The organism is uncultured Bacteroides sp. (assembly GCF_905207245.1).
GTDB lineage: Bacteria > Bacteroidota > Bacteroidia > Bacteroidales > Bacteroidaceae > Bacteroides.
On sequence record NZ_CAJLKP010000016.1, the window covers coordinates 31450 to 50283 of the forward strand.

Sequence of the window (18834 nt, forward strand, 5' to 3'; positions counted from 1 at the left end):
CTACAATGATTTTACAATATCTTCCAACGATTCTTTAGAGTTTGCCAACATCAGTTTCTCCGTTTTTATTCTGGAGATTCTCCGGGTCAGAGTCTCAACAGTCAGTTTCATTAAATCAGCAAAACAAGCAGGCTGAACGCCTTCGCGTAAAAAGGCACATACCCTTAAATCCTCTTCCGTAAGTTTCGGACTTATCCCTCTCAATTTAGATACAAGTCCGTAAACACTTTCCTGAAGTCGCAAAAGTTCTGTCCAGTCTTTCTCAGAGAAAAAAGATATTTTGGAAGATAAAGCCGTTCGTTCCTTCAACTGACGTACTTTTGAGACAACCGGAGAACTTTCATAAATATGTTGTTGGAGGGATTGATATTTTTCTTCAAGATAATTACATTGCATCACCAGTTTGTCAGATTCGACCTCTTTCATCTGCATTTCTTCCTTAAAGATATCCAGTTGTGAATGTACAGACAAATGTTTCTTCCAAAGTAACCCGAGCAAGAGAGACATAACACCTAACAGACCTAAGGCAGAAGATAAAATGACAGTAGAGTTATCTTTACTATCAATCAGCATCAACTGGCTGGCGTATGCTTTTCTTTCCATTTCCAGCGCTTCGTCAAAGTTTTTATATTTCTGATAATACAGGCTACATCTCTTGCAAATCTTAGTCATTTGCTCATATTCTTCTGCTTGTGCAGCTAATTTTATTGCTTCTTTGAAATGAGCTTCGGCATCTTTTTCCCGATTCAAATCACTTTCTACACATGCCAGATAATAATAGGCTCTCGACTTTTGAAGTTCATTTCCGTATTGTTCATAATAAGATACGGCCTGACGAATCTGATTATCAGAAGAATGAGGTATATTCTTATCTTCGTTGAATTGAGTACAAAGCAAATTATATTCTGCAAGTTGCGCCTCATTCATTTGGTCCATCCGAATAGTTTCAAGAATAATGGATGCCGTATCCGGATCTTGCTCTATTAATTGGGCGGCTTTGTCCAATCCTTGTTTCACATTAGCCCCCTCCGGGTGACATGCAACCAAAGAAAGGACAAATACATACAATAAAACTCGAAGATTACCCATAGTCTTAATTTTTAATCTCTGCATACAAATATGCGACAAAATTATAAGATTATTGTTAGAGTAGCGAATATTTCTTTCTATAACTCTTATCGGCACAATTCCGAATGTGCCTTCAAAAGTATCTGCGAGCTCTTCCCGAACTTTTCTATACAAAATTTGCTTATTTGCCCGAAAAATCGTATATTTGACTTAAACAAGTCAGATTATGTCAAATCCGATTATTCCGGGCATATCCGAAGCTGAACAAGACCTGTTGTATAAAAAACTAAACGAATACAATCTGGGAAGAGCCTCTTACAAAGAGGCTGGTGCCTATCTTGTTGTGTTGCCTCGTCCCGAATATCCCCGCTATTCATTATGGATTTATTCGCCCCTGCCCGAACGGCAGTCCATCTTTTACATTCAGGACCTTTCCGAAGATATCAATGAGAGTTTGCGGGTGGCAAGTAGTTTGTTTTATTATTCTCCACGCTGCATACTACTGGTGGAATACAATGCCAAACGCATGCAAAGCAGAGGAGACGACATTATTTCCATCGGTAAATATCACGGGCATTTCCTTCACGAAATCTTTCGCATCGACCCGGGATATATCAGTTGGGTTGCTTATAAGTTCACCCCACGCATCCCCAAGCAGGAACGTTTTGTACAGATTGCGCAGATATATCACTCCGTCCATCTCGATATCCAGAAACAACAGGCACGGCAGAAATATTCCACCAGCCGTTTTCTGGGGAAGGAAGGGGAGAAAGTGGCAGACCTTACCTTGAAAGTGCTCCGCGTGCGACTGGAAGACGATCCTTACAAGACCATCGTAAAAGGAAATACCCCTTATTTCTACGTCCGGCAGATACTTACGCTGGAAGATTCTATCGGTAACCTCGTCACTTTCCGGACAAGTGCCCGCACAGCAAGCCGAGAGTCGTGCCAACTGCCGGGCACGGAACATGCTTTCCAGCCGGGAGAAACGGTATACATTGTTTCGGCACGCATCGCACGCACCTACACTTCGGGAAATAAGCAGTACACCCGCCTCAATTATGTTAAGTTTAAATAAGCTTAAAATATAAGCCGTTATCTTTCCTGTTAAAAACATTCGTCCTTACTTTACCGGCAGAAAAGGGGGTGCTATAAAAATAGCTGAGATTATACCCAATGAACCTGATACGGTTAGTACCGTCGAAGGGAATTTTCTTTCTATATTCTACTATTCGTTTATACTACTATCCCTTTCTGTAAGTAGAACCTCTAAAAATTCAGAGTTTGAATGTTTGACGTACAATTCATTACGCATTTTACGGCATCTATTTCATACTTGGACTCCGCACGTATAGCCCTCGAAGGAGGATGTCGCTGGGTACAGCTTCGGATGAAAGACGCTTCCGAAGATGAACTGAAAGCCACAGCCATACGCGTGCAGGACCTCTGCCGCCAATACGGGGCTACCTTCATCATTGATGACCACGTAGACCTGGTGAAACAAATTGGTGCGGACGGTGTCCATTTAGGAAAATTGGATATGCCGATAAAAGAAGCAAGGGAGAGACTTGGTAAAGGTTTCATTATCGGTGGAACCGCCAACACTTTTGAGGACATCAGGCAGCATGTTGCCGATGGCGCAGACTACATTGGTTGCGGTCCCTTCCGTTTCACCACCACCAAACAAAAATTATCACCCATCCTAGGACTGGACGGCTATCGCTCCATCCTGACGCGAATGAAAGAAGAAGGTCTTTCAATTCCTATCGTCGGCATTGGTGGAATTACGCGTGAGGATATTCCGGCATTGAAAGCCGTAGGACTAAACGGGATAGCACTGAGCGGTGGAATCCTGAAAGCCGGAAATCCGGTGCGTGAGATGGAGACAATCATACAACTGACCGAATAACAATCAATAATTGAACCATGGAAGATAAAACAAAAATCACCTATCCCGATTCCGAGAAAGTCTACATGCAGGGTGAGCTTTTTCCTTACCTGAAAGTGGGCATGAGAAAAGTGAATCTGACGCCTACCGTAGTAGTGGAAAACGGGAAGAAAATCATCACGGAAAATGCGCCCGTGTACATCTACGACACAAGTGGAGCATACAGTGACCCGAACCAGAAAGTCGACTTAAAGAAAGGCCTGCCCCGCCTCCGCGAACCGTGGATACAGGAGCGGGAAGTGGAACGGCTGACGGAAATCAGCTCCGAATACGGCAAGATGCGCCTGGCAGACAAGAGCCTCGACTCTCTCCGTTTTGAACATATCACCCTGCCCTACCGTGCCAAAGCGGGCAAGCAAGTTACGCAAATGTACTATGCCAAAAAAGGAATTGTCACACCGGAAATGGAGTACGTTGCCATTCGCGAAAACATGAACTGCAAGGAATTGGGCATAGAAACTTACATCACACCGGAGTTTGTGCGGGATGAAATTGCAGCAGGACGTGCCGCACTGCCTGCCAACATCAACCATCCTGAGGCCGAACCCATGATTATCGGTTCCAAATTCCTCGTCAAGATAAATACGAATATCGGAAACTCCGCCACTTCTTCCACTATCGAAGAGGAAGTGGAAAAGGCTGTATGGAGCTGCAAATGGGGAGGCGATACACTGATGGACTTGTCCACAGGGGAGAACATCCACGAAACACGGGAATGGATTATTCGCAACTGTCCTGTTCCGGTGGGCACAGTTCCCATGTATCAGGCCATGGAGAAGGTGCGCGGAAAAGCCGAAGACCTGACTTGGGAATTATTCCGGGATACCCTCATCGAACAGTGCGAACAGGGAGTGGATTACTTCACTATCCACTGCGGTATTCGCCTGAAGAATATACATTTCGCTAACGAACGACTTTGCGGAATGGTGAGCCGGGGCGGAAGCATCATTTCGCAATGGTGCAAAACGCATCAGAAGGAGAGCTTCCTCTATGAGCATTTTGATGATATATGCGATATATGTGCGCAATATGATGTCGCTCTTTCATTGGGTGATGGTTTGCGTCCGGGAGCCATACGGGATGCCAATGACCAGGCACAGTTTGCTGAACTGGACACAATGGGGGAACTCGTAGAACGTGCCTGGGCAAAGAATGTACAGGCATTCATCGAAGGTCCGGGACACGTGCCGATGCATAAAATCAAAGAGAACATGGACCGCCAGATAGAGAAGTGCCACGGAGCACCATTCTATACCCTCGGCCCGTTGGTGACAGACGTTGCACCGGGATATGACCACATTACAAGCGCCATCGGAGCTGCACAAATCGGTTGGTACGGAACAGCGATGCTTTGTTATGTGACTCCGAAGGAACACCTTGCTCTGCCACAAAAAGAGGATGTGCGTGTAGGCGTAGTCACTTATAAGATTGCCGCACATGCCGCCGACCTTGCCAAAGGACATCCGGGGGCGGAAGTCCGGGACGATGCTTTGAGTAAGGCACGTTATGAATTCCGCTGGAAAGATCAGTTCAACCTGAGCCTTGATCCGGAAAGGGCACTCCAATATTATAAGGAAGCCAATCACCTGAACGGGAAGTACTGCACCATGTGCGGACCTAATTTCTGTGCTATGCGCATTAGTCAGCAGTTGAAGGATTGCAATGAATGAGCTACTAGCTACTAGCTACAAGCTACAAGTGCTTTGCCGTTTCATAGCGCAGCCACTTGTAGCTTGTAGCTTGTAGCTCGTAGCTTATAACATATTACTTTTTAAACTTATTATATTATGATTGAAACAAAAGTATCCAAAGGTATCATCAGTACCTATTTTGAAAAATTAGAGAGGAATCTTGACTTGGACGTTGCTATTGTCGGTGGTGGTCCCTCAGGGATAGTAGCCGCTTATTATCTGGCAAAGGCCGGATTAAAGGTGGCACAGTTCGACCGTAAACTTGCTCCCGGCGGCGGTATGTGGGGCGGTGCCATGATGTTCAACCAGATTGTGATTCAGGAAGAAGCGATTGACATTGTAAAGGAATTCAATATCAACCATGAGAAGTATGAAGACGGACTGTATGTAATGGACTCGGTAGAAAGCACTTCTGCCCTGCTCTATCAGGCTGTTCATGCAGGTGCCACCATCTTCAACTGCTACTCTGTAGAAGATGTCATCTTCAAAAACAACACAGTGAACGGAGTTGTAGTAAACTGGACTCCCGTATTGCGTGAAGGCATGCACGTAGACCCGTTGAACATTCTCGCCAAGATAGTAGTGGACGGAACAGGACATGACAGCGAAATAGCTGCCACCGTAGCACGCAAAAATGGTATCCGTCTGGCAACAGAAACAGGTGGTGTGATTGGCGAGCGTTCTCTGGACGTAGTGGCAGGAGAAGATGAAGTAGTAAACGGAACGAAAGAAATCTATCCGGGACTCTATGTTTGCGTTATGGCTGCCTCCGCCGTTTCGGGCACTCCCCGTATGGGACCGATCTTTGGAGGAATGTTGATGTCCGGTAAAAAGGTAGCTGAGGAAATTATCGCGAAACTGAAGAAGTAATTTCTCAGAAGCCACTATTTACCAAGGTAGGCAATTTGTTCACCACATATTACACGAATTTGCACAGATAAAAGAGGAAACGATTGATTCTCTATATTTGTAATCTGCAAAAAATCAGTGTAATATGTGGTGATTTTCGGCATACTCTTGTATAGACTTATCCTGCAATCTTTTTCAGCCTCCTGAAATGAGCAAGCAACGCTTCGGCATCTTTCCATGTATGGTAACGGTTCCAGATATCTCCTAATAAAGCTGCACCGCCAAAGCCAAGAGACTTTATTTCTGCAAGGTTCGCCTCACTTATTCCGCCTAAAGCTACTACTTTTTCATGGATGACTCCACTTTCCTGTGCTTGTTTCAACTCATCCTTAGAATATCCCGAGCGATATCCCTGCTTGGAAATGCTATCGTAAACAGGACTCATAAGCACATAATTGAACAGGGAAACTGTAGTTTCCACTTCTTCCAAGCTATGGCAGGCACGACTCAGTATTCCCTCATAATTCGCAGGCGCCTCCGGATGACGGGAATTCAAGTGAATTCCGCCTAGAAGATACTTATCTTTCAAAGAAAAGAAATCATGAATGACAATCCGGGTTCTATATTCCGGAGCAATACCTTGCAGCAGATTTTCTACCGCACGAACATCCGCATCCGGTTTGCGTACATGCAGCAAGTCCAGTCCGGCTTTAAATAACTCAGTGACGACGCGTGCTTCATCCGGAATAAAATCCGGAGAGGTGATAATAATCAGTTTCATTTTTCTATTCTTCATTTACCGGATGCGTTGGAAACGGGAAATGCCACAAAGGACCATTCCCCTGCCCTATACGTAAATTTTTCCCGGCTTCGATGGTACGGGAAATGTATTCTTTGGCCTGTTCCACGGCTTCATACAAGGATGATCCTTGCGCCAGAAAAGTGGCAATGGCGGATGAAAGCGTGCATCCCGTACCGTGCAGGTTGGCGGAATGAATGCGCCTGCCGCCAAAGATATTCAGTTCTTTTCCGTCATAAAGTACATCGCACATTTCATGACCGGTCAGATGACCTCCTTTAATAAGAAAAGCACAGTGATATTTTTCGAATAACCGGCATGCGGCATCCTCCATTTCATCAATCGTCTGAACCGGTTGTTGCAACAAGACTTCTGTTTCGTGCAGATTAGGAGTTACGAGAGTTACTTTCGGAATCAACTTAGTACGAATGGCTTCCACTGCCTCATCCGTCATCAGGCTATGCCCACTGGTAGAAACCATCACCGGGTCAAAAACCACTTTACGGGGAGAATACCGACGCAGTATCTGTACTATCTCATGGATAATCTCTACATTCCCGGTCATACCTATTTTAATGGCATCCGGCTGCAAGTCTTCCATCACCGCCTGCATCTGTTGGCCTACCAACTCTGCCGCAACAGGATGAACGGCTTGCACACCCAATGTATTCTGCACTGTGATGGCTGTGATAGCGGTAGCTGCGTAACCTCCAAGTGCCGAGACAGCTTTTATATCTGCCTGTATACCCGCGCCACCGGAACTGTCGGAACCGGCAACGGAAAGGATGATTACTTTCTTATCCATAAGTCAGGTTACAACTTTATAACATTCCCTGTACGGCTACTCTCCCATGCCGCCTCGATCAGGCGGATAACGCCAAGCACTCCGCACGCATCACTTTGCAGCACTTTGCCATTCCGGATATGCTGATAAATATTCTCATAGAAAGCAGCGTAGTGTCCGGGAAGGGTCGGATAAGGTTTCCGCACCACATTACCATCTTTTTCCGTATGGAGTATTCCCCATTGGGATTCATCCTCTTCTCCCCAATGCGGGGTATCCGGCAACATACCTTTAGTCAGATCCGCCTCTTGAGGATCAAGACCGTACTTCACATAAGAGCCTTCCGTTCCATGAAGAACAAAGCGAGGCTCATTCTCACACATCAGATAGCTGGCTTTCAGGGTAATTTTCACTTCCGGCATCCGGGCAGGTTTCATCAGATGGATGATAAAATAATCATCTACTTTACCGCCGGTACGCAAAGTTGCAATATCAGCAAATACAGCTTCGGGCATGCCAAACAGTTGAACAGCCTGGTCGATGACATGGGCACCCAGATTATAAGTCAGACCACCACCATTCTCGCCGGTTTCTTTCCAAGTGTTCGGCTTGATAAAATTCCGGTAGCGGGGAAAGGTTGATTCAAATTCTACCAGACGGCCTAACAATCCCTGAGCCAATATTTCTTTCACAGTCAGGAAATCACAATCCCAACGACGATTTTGGTAAACGCTTAAGGCCAGTCCTTTTTCCGCAGCAAGGGCTACAAGTTCCTCCCCTTCCTCTACAGTAGTGGTGAAAGGTTTTTCTACGATAACATGTTTTCCGGCTTCGAGAGCACGACGGGCATATTCGTAATGGGAACTGTCAGGGGTGTTGACTACCACTAACTCCAGTTCTTCCATCCCTATCAATTCATCAAAGCTACGCACAATACGAGATTGCGGATACTTCGCCCGTGACAATTCTTTACTACGTTCAGTGACAGCAGTCAACTCAAAATGAGAATTTGTGGAAATAAAAGGAGCATGAAACACTTGTCCCGACATTCCAAAAGCAGCCAATCCGGTTCTTATCTTATCCATATCTTTCATTTTTTCTTTCGACAAAACTAATGAATTTATCATTATTTGCTTCATTAAGCGACGATAATATCAGGGACGTTTACGCCAGTCATCCTTCACATAGCTGTCGGGATAGACTGTTTTATCTTTCAACTCACCACCTTTCAGACGTATCCAGGAAGTAAAGGTACGTTCTCCTTCCTTCAACACAATTACACGTGCACCGTTAGATAGATGGTTATATTCCGTATTGCCACCTGTGAAACGTCCATAAGCCAGTACGATGCCTTTCCACATAACTGAATAATCATTATCATGGTCGTGTCCGACAAAAGTTCCCATTACATCACCTGCTTCCTTCATAGCTGCAAACATACCGGTATTAATGGCAGCCGAACAGGCTTTTTCCATACGCGTACCATAAAGGATGGCGCTCTCATCAGAAGCAGCCTCGTTGTATTCGGGCAGAGGAATATGGAAGAATGCCAAAGCAGGCAATGGCTTTCCGTTATTCTTAGCAGTAAAAGCTGCACTTTGTTGACGATACCAGTTCACCTGATCGAATGTAAGCCAGTCATACCCTTTCACATCCGGCAATTTGGAGTACGAGTGAGAGTCAAGGCAATAGAGTACTGAAGCATCTTTCTTACCATCCGAAGATTTCACGGTGAGAACGTAGTCGGGAGACTCAACACTCCCGCGGTCAGGCTGGATGTTGTAAGGCATGGAACGGATAATATCGTATAATTCGGCACGCGTTTTACCTTGTTCGTTATCATGGTTACCGAAAGTCACGACAAAAGGTATCTTACGGGAGGAAGCACAATCAAGCACGGCCCGCATAGCTGTATCAGCAGGTGGGGCATAAACTATGTCTCCGGTAAAAACAATCAAATCGGGACGTTCGGCATCCAGAACTTCATTGATACGCTTCAAGGCAATAGCTGAAGCAGGATTGTGATACTGAAAATGGATGTCGGTAAACTGGACGATTTTAAACTCTCCGTTCTTGTTAAACTTTAAGGGGGCAACCTGTGCCTGGCAGAACAGAACTGTCAGAAAAGCCAGACAAAGGGTTAAAGAAATTCTCTTCATGTTGTCAGTAATTAGTTTTTAGGTAGTTTATCAGGTTGAAATCAGTATTATTCTTTGGTTATCAAAACTGTTGCATAAGCAGAAATACCTTCTTCGCGACCGGTAAAACCAAGTTTTTCTGTAGTGGTGGCTTTGATAGAAATGTCGTCTTCATCTATTCCCATTACTTTGGCAAGCGTTTGCTGCATGGCGGGAATATGGGATTTCAGTTTGGGGCGTTCCGCACAGATGGTTGCATCAATGTTGCCCACGGAATAGCCTTTGGTTGCAATCAGTTCTACGGTTTTCTTCAGTAATATTTTGCTGTCTATATCCTTGAACTCTCCTGCGGTATCGGGAAAATGGTAACCGATATCACGCATATTGGCAGCCCCCAGTAAAGCGTCGCAAATGGTATGAATCAGCACGTCGGCATCCGAATGTCCGAGTAATCCTTTCTCATGTTCCAGGCGGATACCGCCTAACCAAAGTTCACGTCCTGCCACCAGCTGGTGTACATCGAAGCCAAAGCCTACACGTATTTTCATATCGTTCTTCTTTAATTTTGTTGGATGAATGCACGAAAATACGGAAAAAAAGCAAGTGGGGAATAAAGACAGAACGCAAATTACACAAATTACGCAAATTTTCGTCTTATATAAGGCAACCGCCAGGAAGCCTGAAAAGAATTTGCGTAACCTGTGTAATTTGCGTTCTATTCCGTATTTTCTACGATTTACGGTCTATCCGGCAACTGCGAAAGTAAGTCTTTGTAGAAAGCCCTGACATCTTTCCAGTGATAGAAAGGAGCGATATCAGTCTTCACCGGAATGCTCACTTCTTTTTCATTCAGCATAAACTTCACAATAATATCATCCGCAGCGCCTTTCTTGCGGAAGAAAACAATCTGTACATTGGCCGCCATCGGGACCATCTTGAAGTTACACCATGCCTGATAAAATTTATCCGGGTCTGATTCTTCGTTGTAACAATTCTCCAGCCTCAGCAATCCCACCAGAGGAATGACGTTACCATCATGCCCGAAGCGGAAAGTAGCCGAGTTTTTACCGGAGGCTACCGCTTTGTCTGCCGAGTCAAGGATATTTTCGACGAGAGATTTTGCATTAGCCAGCATCAGCCCGTTGGTCATGGGTGAAGGACCGTCACAAACGTAGTTCTTGTAATTGTGTATCTGCCAGATGTCAAACAATTCCTGTTTCTCAAAGATATCATAGAAACACACATCCGGCTCTACGTTCTGCATATCCGAAGCCACCCAGTACAGGCCGCGCATCAGTTCCTCGGGATTCACATTCTTGCGGATATACTCTTTACTATTAAACAAAGTATTCATCAGACGTTCCGGACGCACATGTTCCTGCTCGAACTTACGGTATTCCTCATACCAGGGACCTTTGCGGGAAGTAAACTTCATGGCTTCCTGTGTATGGAAATTCAGATAATCCATATATTTATTGCTCGACTCACGTTCAATCTGCATTTTCGGATTAAACTCTTTCAGGCGTTCGCAGAAAGCATCCATACTGAGCACGCAACGTATAACAACCGTGGAACGCGCCGACATCTGCGGTTCGCCCTTAAAGACTTCGGGGAATGCCTGATACATACGCTCGGCAATGCCGCGTTGTTGTTTCACCCCTACCGGACTTAAATCGCCTCCATGTCCTTTCGCGTCTTCCCAAACAATATCCAAACGCTTGCGGACATCTTCTCCCAAATCGGTTAACGCTCCCGCTTTATGAGCTTTCTCAAAAACTTCCATTACGCGAACGTAATCTTCATCCGCAATCAGCCAGCGGGAACCATGACGGCCATAATGACTGATATAAAACGGTTCATAACCTTTCGGAGCCTTAGTCTGAACTCCCGACGGACCGGGATAAGCATAATATACACCACCCGTTGTTGCAATATCATCGAAGATTTCTTCGCGCGTGGCTTGTGCATACGAGGTATGCACTGCCAGCGCACCTAAAAAAGTCAATGAGAGAAAAACTCTCTTCATTCCTGATTTCATGGGCACTTTGTTTTTTATAGTTTATATTTATTTCTGATAATCCGGATTCTGCGTCAGATACGGATTCGTTGTAAACTCATCCTGCGGAATAGGGTACAATTTATACTTATCGTCTACATCCTTACCCATATATGTACCTGCCTCGCCATTGCTGCTGCCTTTCCAGTCCCAGTTATATCCCTTTGTGAATTTGCCGAAGCGGATCAGGTCTGTGCGACGAACCAACTCCATATTCATTTCACGGGCTCTTTCATCTAAAATGAAGTCCAGATTCAACTGACTGTCAGTAATATGGCCGGATACCCCGTCACCATAATTGCCGGACATATAAGCACGGTCTCTGATTTCGTTGACATAGCCCAACGCCTCAGCGCGCGTACCTTCTGCGGCTCCACGAAGAATAGCCTCGGCAGCCATCAGGTAAGCATCTGCCGTACGGAACATCGGGAGGTCTACAGACGAGTACTTAGTGCCGCCATCCACCAATTCTTTACGGTTCTTCGTTACATTTCTCCATTTGATGCAAGCATAACCATTCTCAAATGTCTTTTGAAAAGCTTTACCTTCTACCCAGGTTTCCTTTGTATGGTCGATAGTAAAGAACTGTGCACGCTTATCCTTCTTATTATCTCCCCAAGGATCGTTTTCATAGAAAACCTGGTCAGCCTCATCAAATTTATCCACAAGTGCCACCTTTACACGGGCATTTCCCCAACCACGGCTACCTACTCCTGTCTTTACATATTTATCCATCGGGCCATTCATCAGCGCTTTAATCAGGAAGTTCGTTCCGGCACTGCTCTGTGCATAGTCAGCATCCTGTACCAACGGCCAGATGATTTCGGAACAAGTATTGTTATCCGCCAGGAAGATGTGGCGATAGTCCGAAGCTAACGGATAATTACCTTCCGTAATCACCTTTTTGGCATATTTATAGGAATTGGTATATTCATTCTTGCCTACCCATGTTTCTGCATTCAGATATACACGTGCCAGGAGAAACCAAGCTGATACGCGGTCCACACGACCATATTCATTCCGTTTCGGTTCTTTCAGTAAGGTTGTCAGCTCTTCCGTTTCGGAAACCACATAGTCGTAGATTTCCTGACGTGTCTTCTGATGAGGAATCGTACCTACATCCATTGTTTCATCAATGAAGGGACCCGAACCGTACAAATCGCAAATCATACTGTAGCAATAAGCACGGATAAAGCGTGCCTCAGCACGGTAATAAGGCATTTCAGCCTGCAAAGCATCATATACGCCACGGGCTTTCAGCTTCCCTTCCGCACTTTCGCGCAGAAACTCATTGCAGTAGTTGATGGCCATATAAAGACGATAGTATGAGTAACAAATAATCTTTGTCGAAGGGTCCCAGTTCATATACAGCAAAGACAAACTCCCGTGGCTACCACCGGAATGGAAAGCGATTTCATCCGTACAAGCCTCTTGCAGATAGAACAGGGCACGCGTGTAGCCACTATATCCTTCATCAATGCCCGGCACATCACCGTTACCTCCATCACCGCCCTTTTGTCCGGTCTGGATGAGGCTGGCATAGCATTTTGCCAACACTCCGATGTAACCCTCAGGGGTAGAATAAACCTTTTCGCCCACCAACTCATTGTCGTCCAAAGGCAATGTATCCAAATCTCCCAGACAAGAAGAGAGTAGAAACAGGGATACCAGACATATACTTGCTAACTTGAAATATTTCGTTTTCATTGTTTTCTGTTTTATCATGAATTAAAAATTAAGATTTACTCCCAGCATGAACATACGCGGACGCTGATAGATGTTCTTATCGATGCCACTGTAGATTTCCGGATCGAGGCCACTGTAACCTGTCAACGTACATACGTTCTGTACTGTGAAAGAGAGGCGAAGGGAAGTCTTGTCGTTCCACAATCTGTCGAAGGTGTGTCCCAGCGTGATATTGTCGATACGGAAGAAATCACCTTTTTCCAGGAAGTGGTCGGTATAGATGCGTTCCTGCGTGAATCCTGTTTCGAGTGTAGAACGCAGAATATTGCTGGAAACGCCTGTTCCACCATAAAGACCGTCCAGGGCATCGGAAGCTTTCACATAGTTGTAAACATAAGCACCGAAGCTTCCGTGACCATTGATACCCAAATCCCAATTTTTATAAGTCAGGCGAGTGGAAAGACCGCAATAGTAAGGAGCTTTGGAACTCTTGCCTGTCACATACTTGTTAGCATCTTCTTCGCTACTGGTGATAGAACCGTCTTTGGCTATATATTTTCCGTCCAACGGTTTGCCGTTGTCGTCGTAAGCCTGTTGCAACAGGTAGAAAGTATTCGGGGTTTCACCTACCATGTGAACCTGCAAATATTTACCCGTACCGCCGGCATTACCTGTCTTCACGTAGTTGTCCTCACGGTCGATGGTATTCAGTTTCGTTATTTCAGAAGCATTCCAAGTGAAGTTACCGCTAATAGACCACTCCCAATCCTTATTCTTTACGGGAATCACATTGATGCCTATTTCCAGACCTTTGCTTTTCATATTACCGATATTGGTTTCAATCATGTTGGTAAAGTTGCTTCCGGCAGGAACAAAAATCTTATTCAGCAGGTCTTTGGTAGTACGCCAGTAGTAGTCAATCGTACCGGAGATACGGTTATTCAGGAAACCGTAGTCGATACCTATGTTATAAGTTTCCGTAGTTTCCCACTTGATGTTGGCATCGTAGCCGTTAGGTCGGTAAGTAGTGTACCATTGATTCCCGAAGTAATAGCGTGATTCGTCATAAGATGCCGTATAAGTCGGCAAATGCTGGTAGTAAGAACCGATGGATTGCTGGCCGGTCTGACCGTAGCTCAAACGAAGTTTCAGGTCGGACAGAGCTTTAAAGTCCGACAGGAAAGCCTCTTCATTCACACGCCATGCAGCAGCAACTGAGGGGAAATATCCCCAACGGTTATCGGGAGAGAAGCGTGAAGACGCATCGGCACGCAGGGTAGCAGTCAACATATAACGTTGTTTCCAGGAGTAATTTACACGGCCATAGAAAGAGAGCAAGTAAAGTTCCGCCTCAGCATGTTGAGGAGTAGCCAGTTCTTTGCCTTCGGTATCAGTGGTTACACTGTTGTTCTTATACCAGAAACGTTGCCAACCGTAACCTGCCATGGCATTGATGTGATGGTCTTTCAGTTCCTTGTCATAGTTGGCATAGAAATCGAGCAAGGTGTTCCGCTTATCCTGATGATAGGTATAACGCTTACCCGTACCGTCATTCTGATTACCCGTATACATGGAGGGGGCAAGGTCGGGAACATTGTCATGATTGTCATTCGTCTGAATATCGTAACCCATATTGAGGTTGAAACGCAAGTCTTCGAAACCATGTACTTTATAGTCCAGAGCGATGTTACCAATAGACCGCTTCGTCTTGTTCAGTTTGTCGGCCAGTTCAAGGTCGGCTACAGGATTTGAAGAAGCCAGTGTGATAGGTTTGCCGCCATTCATCCACGTATAATATCCCAGACCTACATTTCCTTCATAATCCTCATAAACCGGACGGGTAGGATCAAAAGAGATAGCACTGCCGATGACACCCGTTGAAACCGGTTTATCGTTCTCTATACTCCCTTTTACGTTGATATCTACAGAAAGATGCTTGTTGAAGAACTTCGGAGACAAACCTACACTGGCATTGATACGCTCGTAGTTATTATTCTTCAACGTACCGTTCTGGTTAGTATAGCCTACGGATACACGGTATGGCATGCCTTTCAAAGCCCCGGTCATGGAGAGGTTATGGTCCGTGCCGAGTGCCACGCGATAGATTTCTTTCTGCCAGTCTACATCGGCATTGCCCAACCGGAAAGTTTCGGGCGCATTGCCATGTTCTGCAAAAGCTTTGCGGAATTCTTCGGTGGAAAGTACATCCATATACTGATATACATTGCTCACCGTCATATTCCCGTTATAGTTGAAAGACGGACGTGTAGTGCCGTCGCCTGTACCTTTCTTAGTAGTGATGATGATGACACCATTAGAGGCGCGCGAACCGTAGATAGCTGTAGCCGAAGCATCTTTCAGCACCGTAAACGAGGCGATGTCATTCGGATTGATGGCACTGATAGAGGTATTGCTCACAGGCACACCGTCGATAACAATCAACGGGTCGTTATCTGCCGACAAAGAGGCGCCCATACGTATGCGGATGGTACCTCCGCTACCCGGAGCACCGTTGCCCGGAACAATGTTCACACCGGCAACTTTACCTACCAGGGCATCTTCGGCAGTCAGTTGTTTACCCTTGTTCAGTTCGTCCGGCTTCACAGTCAGCAAGGAGCCGGTCACGTCGCCTTTCTTCACCTGACCATAACCGATGACTACGACTTCGTCCAGCATCTCGCTGTCTTCGAGCAAAGTAACCACAATGAGAGGTTTATTTGTTACGGCAATTTCCTGCCCTTTATAACCGATACTTGTGATGGAGAGTACATTTCCGGTAGCCGCCTTTAGCGTGAAGTTACCGTCTACATCAGAAATAGTACCTACGGATGTGCCTTTAATCAGAATGTTAGCCCCGATAACCGCTTCACCGGTAGCGTCTTTTACATGTCCTTTCACCACGATGTCTTGTGCTGAAAGCGACAGGGATAGTAGTAATCCCAACAAAGGGAGAAGTCCCTTGACAAGTCTAAAAATGTTTTTCATAAGGTTATTATTATAATTAATAAAAAAGATAATTCATTCTACATTTTACCCAATAAAAACTAATACCTAAAAGAAGACCTATTGTTAACTTTATTTTCTACGGCAAAGTTAAAGCATTACTTTCAGGGTAAGTGATCTGAGTAGATGGGTAAAGTAGACGGAAGTAGAAACAAAAAAAGAGATAAGTAACTGATATACATAAGATATACTTTTTTTTCTTATAGACAAGAAAAGTAGATAAGAGGAGACATTTGAGGAAAATAAAAAGAGGCTAAAAATAGCCTCCCCACTTCGATAATACACCATTCTGCAAGATTTCATCAATGCAATATAGTGTTTCTTGATATTTCAGGTAGTTCGTATTCTAAAGCAAATTAATAGCAGATAACTCCTTCGTCAACGCTTGAATACCTTTCTGTATTTTTTCCAATTGCTGCCTGCGAGTTTTGTGACCTCCAGCCGCATAGTGCCATAACTGACGTTCATTGATTCCCGTGATACGACTTAGCGCAGCTTTGGTAAAGATATTGCTATAATAGTTGATAAAGGTAGCAGCATCAATCTTGAACTTCAAATCAAACTCCCCGGATAACAATTCGCAAGGATCAGGATTATCCTCCAGATACAGTTCAATAGCCTCCTTCATATTGTCCTCAATCTCCCGCATATCATTGCCCACAGTGATAACCGGGGCACCTTCGATATAAGCACTAAGATTCTTTCCTGCATGTTCGACAATAACTTCTACTGTTTTCATATTACCTCCTGTTTTTAAATCATGAGAACAAGGGGGCTTATTTCAGCCCCGCTTGCCTCAAAATGCTGTAATAAGTGCCTTTCTCAACGCCTTTGCTATTATGATTCGGTACAATAACCACTTTGCCGTCTTTCTCAAACTTCATGTGACTACCCTTCTGACTCCTTAGAACAAAACCGTTCTCTTGCAACATAGTTACAACGTCTTTCACTGATTTGTAACTCATAACGCTTTGGACTTAATTACCATACAAATATAGTAATAATATGAATAGTGCCAAACAAATTATTCGTTATTTTACTATAATTCACCGAGTATTCACGATCTTTTATCTTATTTGCTGCACCGCTTCCATAAATTCATCCTTAGAAAGCTGAGATTTGTTCCGTACTTTCAAGCGATAGTTATATACCGTCTGGGCTGAATAATGAAGGAAGTTAGCAATCTTCCCGCTATCAGTGATTCCCAACCGGATGAGAGCAAAGACACGCAACTCCGGCGTCAGCAACTCACCTTCCTTCGGACAAATGCGCTCATCTTCCTGAAGCAAAGTATTGAACTGCTCTATGAACTTAGGATAGAGTTTCAGGAACACACTGTCGAACGTATAGAAGAACTCTTTCAGTTCATTGGCTACAAAAGAAGAAGAATTAACAGTCTTATAAAGGTCATCCAATTGTCCGGTTTTAATTTTCCGGGCAAGCATTTTCCGTTGTTCCTCCTGTTTGTTGATGTAGAGCGAACACATATTGAAAACGTAACCGATGTATTCTTCCTTCACCTGGTTGGACTCCTGCAACTTATCATTCAATGTATGCAGGTTTGCATTGATATGCTTGAGCTCCTCGTTCATATCGCTCACTGCCTTCCGGGCAACATTCAGCCGCTTCATCTGGTAGAAAATGAACATCAGGGCAATCAGCAGGATTATCAGCAGAGCAGAAGTCAGGACGAACAAAGCAACCATCTGTGTCTTCTCCTGCCGCAACTTGTTCTCATAAGTCCGGCTAATAATGGGCAGCATTTCCGAAATCTCCTGTGTACGGTAGCGGGCATTGCAGAATGTGGCATCCTGCATGGAACATTCTATATAGGTATAAGCACGGTTAATATCGCCTTCCTGAAACAAGAGGTTTGCCAGTTTCCAAAGAGAAATATATTCCTTCGTCGCTGCCTGGATGTCGGCGATAGCGGAAATAATCAGATATTTCTTCTGAAGCTCTGTCTTCCCCATCACGCCATAGGCATTTGCCAGCCCTATGGAAGGAATAGCAACACTATACCCTTTTCGTTTATGCGTCTCATAGCAACTGTTCAGTATCTCGATGGCTTCGTCGTATTTTTCCTCATACAGAAGTTTCTCGCTTTTCATCAGCAGATAGCCCTGCGAACCTGGCTTCCGGATATTGAGAATAGAATCTTTATATTGATAAGCAAGGCTCCGGTAGTGATCTTTCATCTTATCGGAAAAAGCATAATCCTCCATTAACGTGTAAACCTGGTGATACTGATAATAATAGTAAGAAATACCGGAAGCATCCAAGTCGCCGGATTTAATGCCGTCCAGTATCTCCAACCCTTCCTTATACATGGCCACTCCTATCATGACCTCGGCCACATTCAGTTCGGCGGAATAAATATGAAGGGGATTCTTCATGCGCTTGGCGAGCTCCACACGCTGGTTGGCAACCCACAGGGCGGAGTCCATGCGATAAGAACGGTATTTGCCGAACAATTCGCGATAGACATCAAAGCGTTCCTGGTCCGAATGAGGCAAATGGAGTTTCCGTTGCAAAGCATCTATCTGTTCCTGGCGTTCTAATGTATATTGGGGGCGGTTCCTGATAGACATATCAAGTACCCGAAGCAAAGAGTCTGTTTCATTGGCATAAGAATACAGGGACAGGGATACAAAAAAGACTGCTAAAATTACTTTCAGTTGCCTCATATGGATTTCTTTCACGGTTTAACAATAAATCTTCACGGACAAAAGTACGGAATAAATATTTGAAAAAGGAAAGTTTCCCTGTTCTTTCAGCAGAATTTTACCGATAACGTTTGACTTGCTTTGTG

At 44.7% G+C, this 18834-nt stretch carries 16 protein-coding genes and 1 riboswitch; of the genes, 4 read left to right on the forward strand and 12 right to left on the reverse strand.

The genetic code is table 11. From position 1 onward, the window contains the following. A complete protein-coding gene (locus QZ135_RS07285; protein ID WP_294607276.1) occupies positions 1-1089 on the reverse strand; it encodes a tetratricopeptide repeat protein in 1089 nt (362 codons plus the stop codon). 205 nt (positions 1090-1294) lie between these two features. Between QZ135_RS07285 and QZ135_RS07290 the strand changes: the two genes are divergently transcribed. The 4 genes from QZ135_RS07290 (at position 1295) to QZ135_RS07305 (ending at position 5577) form a co-directional block, all read left to right on the forward strand. Beyond that, positions 1295-2146 carry a hypothetical protein gene (locus QZ135_RS07290; RefSeq protein WP_294607279.1) on the forward strand — a complete coding sequence of 284 codons (852 nt, stop codon included), beginning with the start codon at positions 1295-1297 and terminating at the stop codon, positions 2144-2146. 54 nt (positions 2147-2200) lie between these two features. Continuing rightward, positions 2201-2295, forward strand: a riboswitch (TPP riboswitch). 61 nt (positions 2296-2356) lie between these two features. Beyond that, positions 2357-2977 (forward strand): thiamine phosphate synthase, encoded by a 621-nt coding sequence (locus QZ135_RS07295; protein ID WP_294607281.1) that lies wholly within the window; start codon positions 2357-2359, stop codon positions 2975-2977. Positions 2978-2994: 17 nt separating this feature from the next. Continuing rightward, positions 2995-4686, forward strand: coding sequence for a phosphomethylpyrimidine synthase ThiC (thiC, locus tag QZ135_RS07300; protein ID WP_294607282.1), 1692 nt, complete (start codon positions 2995-2997; stop codon positions 4684-4686). Positions 4687-4803: 117 nt separating this feature from the next. Further along, positions 4804-5577: a sulfide-dependent adenosine diphosphate thiazole synthase gene (locus tag QZ135_RS07305; RefSeq protein ID WP_294607285.1), complete on the forward strand. Its 774-nt coding sequence runs from the start codon at positions 4804-4806 to the stop codon at positions 5575-5577. A 157-nt stretch (positions 5578-5734) separates the two neighbouring features. Here the strand turns inward: QZ135_RS07305 and QZ135_RS07310 are convergent, their stop codons facing one another. The 11 genes from QZ135_RS07310 to QZ135_RS07360 all read right to left on the reverse strand — a co-directional run bounded on the left by QZ135_RS07310 (position 5735) and on the right by QZ135_RS07360 (position 18709). Next, complete coding sequence (locus tag QZ135_RS07310; protein ID WP_294607288.1) at positions 5735-6337, reverse strand: thiamine phosphate synthase; 603 nt, start codon at positions 6335-6337, stop codon at positions 5735-5737. 4 nt (positions 6338-6341) lie between these two features. After that, complete coding sequence (thiD, locus tag QZ135_RS07315; RefSeq protein WP_294607290.1) at positions 6342-7160, reverse strand: bifunctional hydroxymethylpyrimidine kinase/phosphomethylpyrimidine kinase; 819 nt, start codon at positions 7158-7160, stop codon at positions 6342-6344. A gap of 8 nt (positions 7161-7168) precedes the next feature. Next, positions 7169-8224 carry a Gfo/Idh/MocA family oxidoreductase gene (locus tag QZ135_RS07320; RefSeq protein ID WP_294607292.1) on the reverse strand — a complete coding sequence of 352 codons (1056 nt, stop codon included), beginning with the start codon at positions 8222-8224 and terminating at the stop codon, positions 7169-7171. A 69-nt stretch (positions 8225-8293) separates the two neighbouring features. Continuing rightward, on the reverse strand, positions 8294-9298 hold the full coding sequence (locus tag QZ135_RS07325) for a metallophosphoesterase family protein (RefSeq protein WP_294607295.1): 1005 nt from the start codon (positions 9296-9298) through the stop codon (positions 8294-8296). Positions 9299-9345: 47 nt separating this feature from the next. Next, entirely contained in the window at positions 9346-9825 is a 480-nt protein-coding gene (ispF, locus tag QZ135_RS07330; protein WP_007210486.1) for a 2-C-methyl-D-erythritol 2,4-cyclodiphosphate synthase, read from the reverse strand. A gap of 188 nt (positions 9826-10013) precedes the next feature. Then, a complete protein-coding gene (locus tag QZ135_RS07335) occupies positions 10014-11303 on the reverse strand; it encodes a histidine-type phosphatase (RefSeq protein WP_294607374.1) in 1290 nt (429 codons plus the stop codon). Positions 11304-11342: 39 nt separating this feature from the next. Beyond that, positions 11343-13040 (reverse strand): RagB/SusD family nutrient uptake outer membrane protein, encoded by a 1698-nt coding sequence (locus QZ135_RS07340; RefSeq protein ID WP_294607299.1) that lies wholly within the window; start codon positions 13038-13040, stop codon positions 11343-11345. 21 nt (positions 13041-13061) lie between these two features. Beyond that, on the reverse strand, positions 13062-16004 hold the full coding sequence (locus QZ135_RS07345; RefSeq protein ID WP_294607302.1) for a TonB-dependent receptor: 2943 nt from the start codon (positions 16002-16004) through the stop codon (positions 13062-13064). A gap of 364 nt (positions 16005-16368) precedes the next feature. Next, entirely contained in the window at positions 16369-16761 is a 393-nt protein-coding gene (locus QZ135_RS07350; RefSeq protein WP_294607305.1) for an antitoxin HicB, read from the reverse strand. Between the two features lie 37 nt (positions 16762-16798). Then, positions 16799-16987, reverse strand: a complete 189-nt coding sequence (locus tag QZ135_RS07355) for a type II toxin-antitoxin system HicA family toxin (RefSeq protein ID WP_044269504.1) — start codon at positions 16985-16987, stop codon at positions 16799-16801. Positions 16988-17089: 102 nt separating this feature from the next. Then, entirely contained in the window at positions 17090-18709 is a 1620-nt protein-coding gene (locus tag QZ135_RS07360; protein WP_294607310.1) for a DUF6377 domain-containing protein, read from the reverse strand. Between the last annotated feature and the right edge of the window lie 125 nt (positions 18710-18834).

What these genes read in the sequence shown, in the direction of transcription:
- ispF (WP_007210486.1), bottom strand. Translation starts at nt 9,825, where the DNA reads ATGAAAATACGTGTAGGCTTTGGCTTCGATGTACACCAGCTGGTGGCA.
- QZ135_RS07295 (WP_294607281.1), top strand. Translation starts at nt 2,357, where the DNA reads ATGTTTGACGTACAATTCATTACGCATTTTACGGCATCTATTTCATAC.
- QZ135_RS07350 (WP_294607305.1), bottom strand. Translation starts at nt 16,761, where the DNA reads ATGAAAACAGTAGAAGTTATTGTCGAACATGCAGGAAAGAATCTTAGT.
- QZ135_RS07345 (WP_294607302.1), bottom strand. Translation starts at nt 16,004, where the DNA reads ATGAAAAACATTTTTAGACTTGTCAAGGGACTTCTCCCTTTGTTGGGA.
- QZ135_RS07305 (WP_294607285.1), top strand. Translation starts at nt 4,804, where the DNA reads ATGATTGAAACAAAAGTATCCAAAGGTATCATCAGTACCTATTTTGAA.
- QZ135_RS07340 (WP_294607299.1), bottom strand. Translation starts at nt 13,040, where the DNA reads ATGAAAACGAAATATTTCAAGTTAGCAAGTATATGTCTGGTATCCCTG.
- QZ135_RS07310 (WP_294607288.1), bottom strand. Translation starts at nt 6,337, where the DNA reads ATGAAACTGATTATTATCACCTCTCCGGATTTTATTCCGGATGAAGCA.
- QZ135_RS07285 (WP_294607276.1), bottom strand. Translation starts at nt 1,089, where the DNA reads ATGGGTAATCTTCGAGTTTTATTGTATGTATTTGTCCTTTCTTTGGTT.
- QZ135_RS07320 (WP_294607292.1), bottom strand. Translation starts at nt 8,224, where the DNA reads ATGGATAAGATAAGAACCGGATTGGCTGCTTTTGGAATGTCGGGACAA.
- QZ135_RS07335 (WP_294607374.1), bottom strand. Translation starts at nt 11,303, where the DNA reads ATGAAGAGAGTTTTTCTCTCATTGACTTTTTTAGGTGCGCTGGCAGTG.
- QZ135_RS07290 (WP_294607279.1), top strand. Translation starts at nt 1,295, where the DNA reads ATGTCAAATCCGATTATTCCGGGCATATCCGAAGCTGAACAAGACCTG.
- thiC (WP_294607282.1), top strand. Translation starts at nt 2,995, where the DNA reads ATGGAAGATAAAACAAAAATCACCTATCCCGATTCCGAGAAAGTCTAC.
- thiD (WP_294607290.1), bottom strand. Translation starts at nt 7,160, where the DNA reads ATGGATAAGAAAGTAATCATCCTTTCCGTTGCCGGTTCCGACAGTTCC.
- QZ135_RS07360 (WP_294607310.1), bottom strand. Translation starts at nt 18,709, where the DNA reads ATGAGGCAACTGAAAGTAATTTTAGCAGTCTTTTTTGTATCCCTGTCC.
- QZ135_RS07355 (WP_044269504.1), bottom strand. Translation starts at nt 16,987, where the DNA reads ATGAGTTACAAATCAGTGAAAGACGTTGTAACTATGTTGCAAGAGAAC.
- QZ135_RS07325 (WP_294607295.1), bottom strand. Translation starts at nt 9,298, where the DNA reads ATGAAGAGAATTTCTTTAACCCTTTGTCTGGCTTTTCTGACAGTTCTG.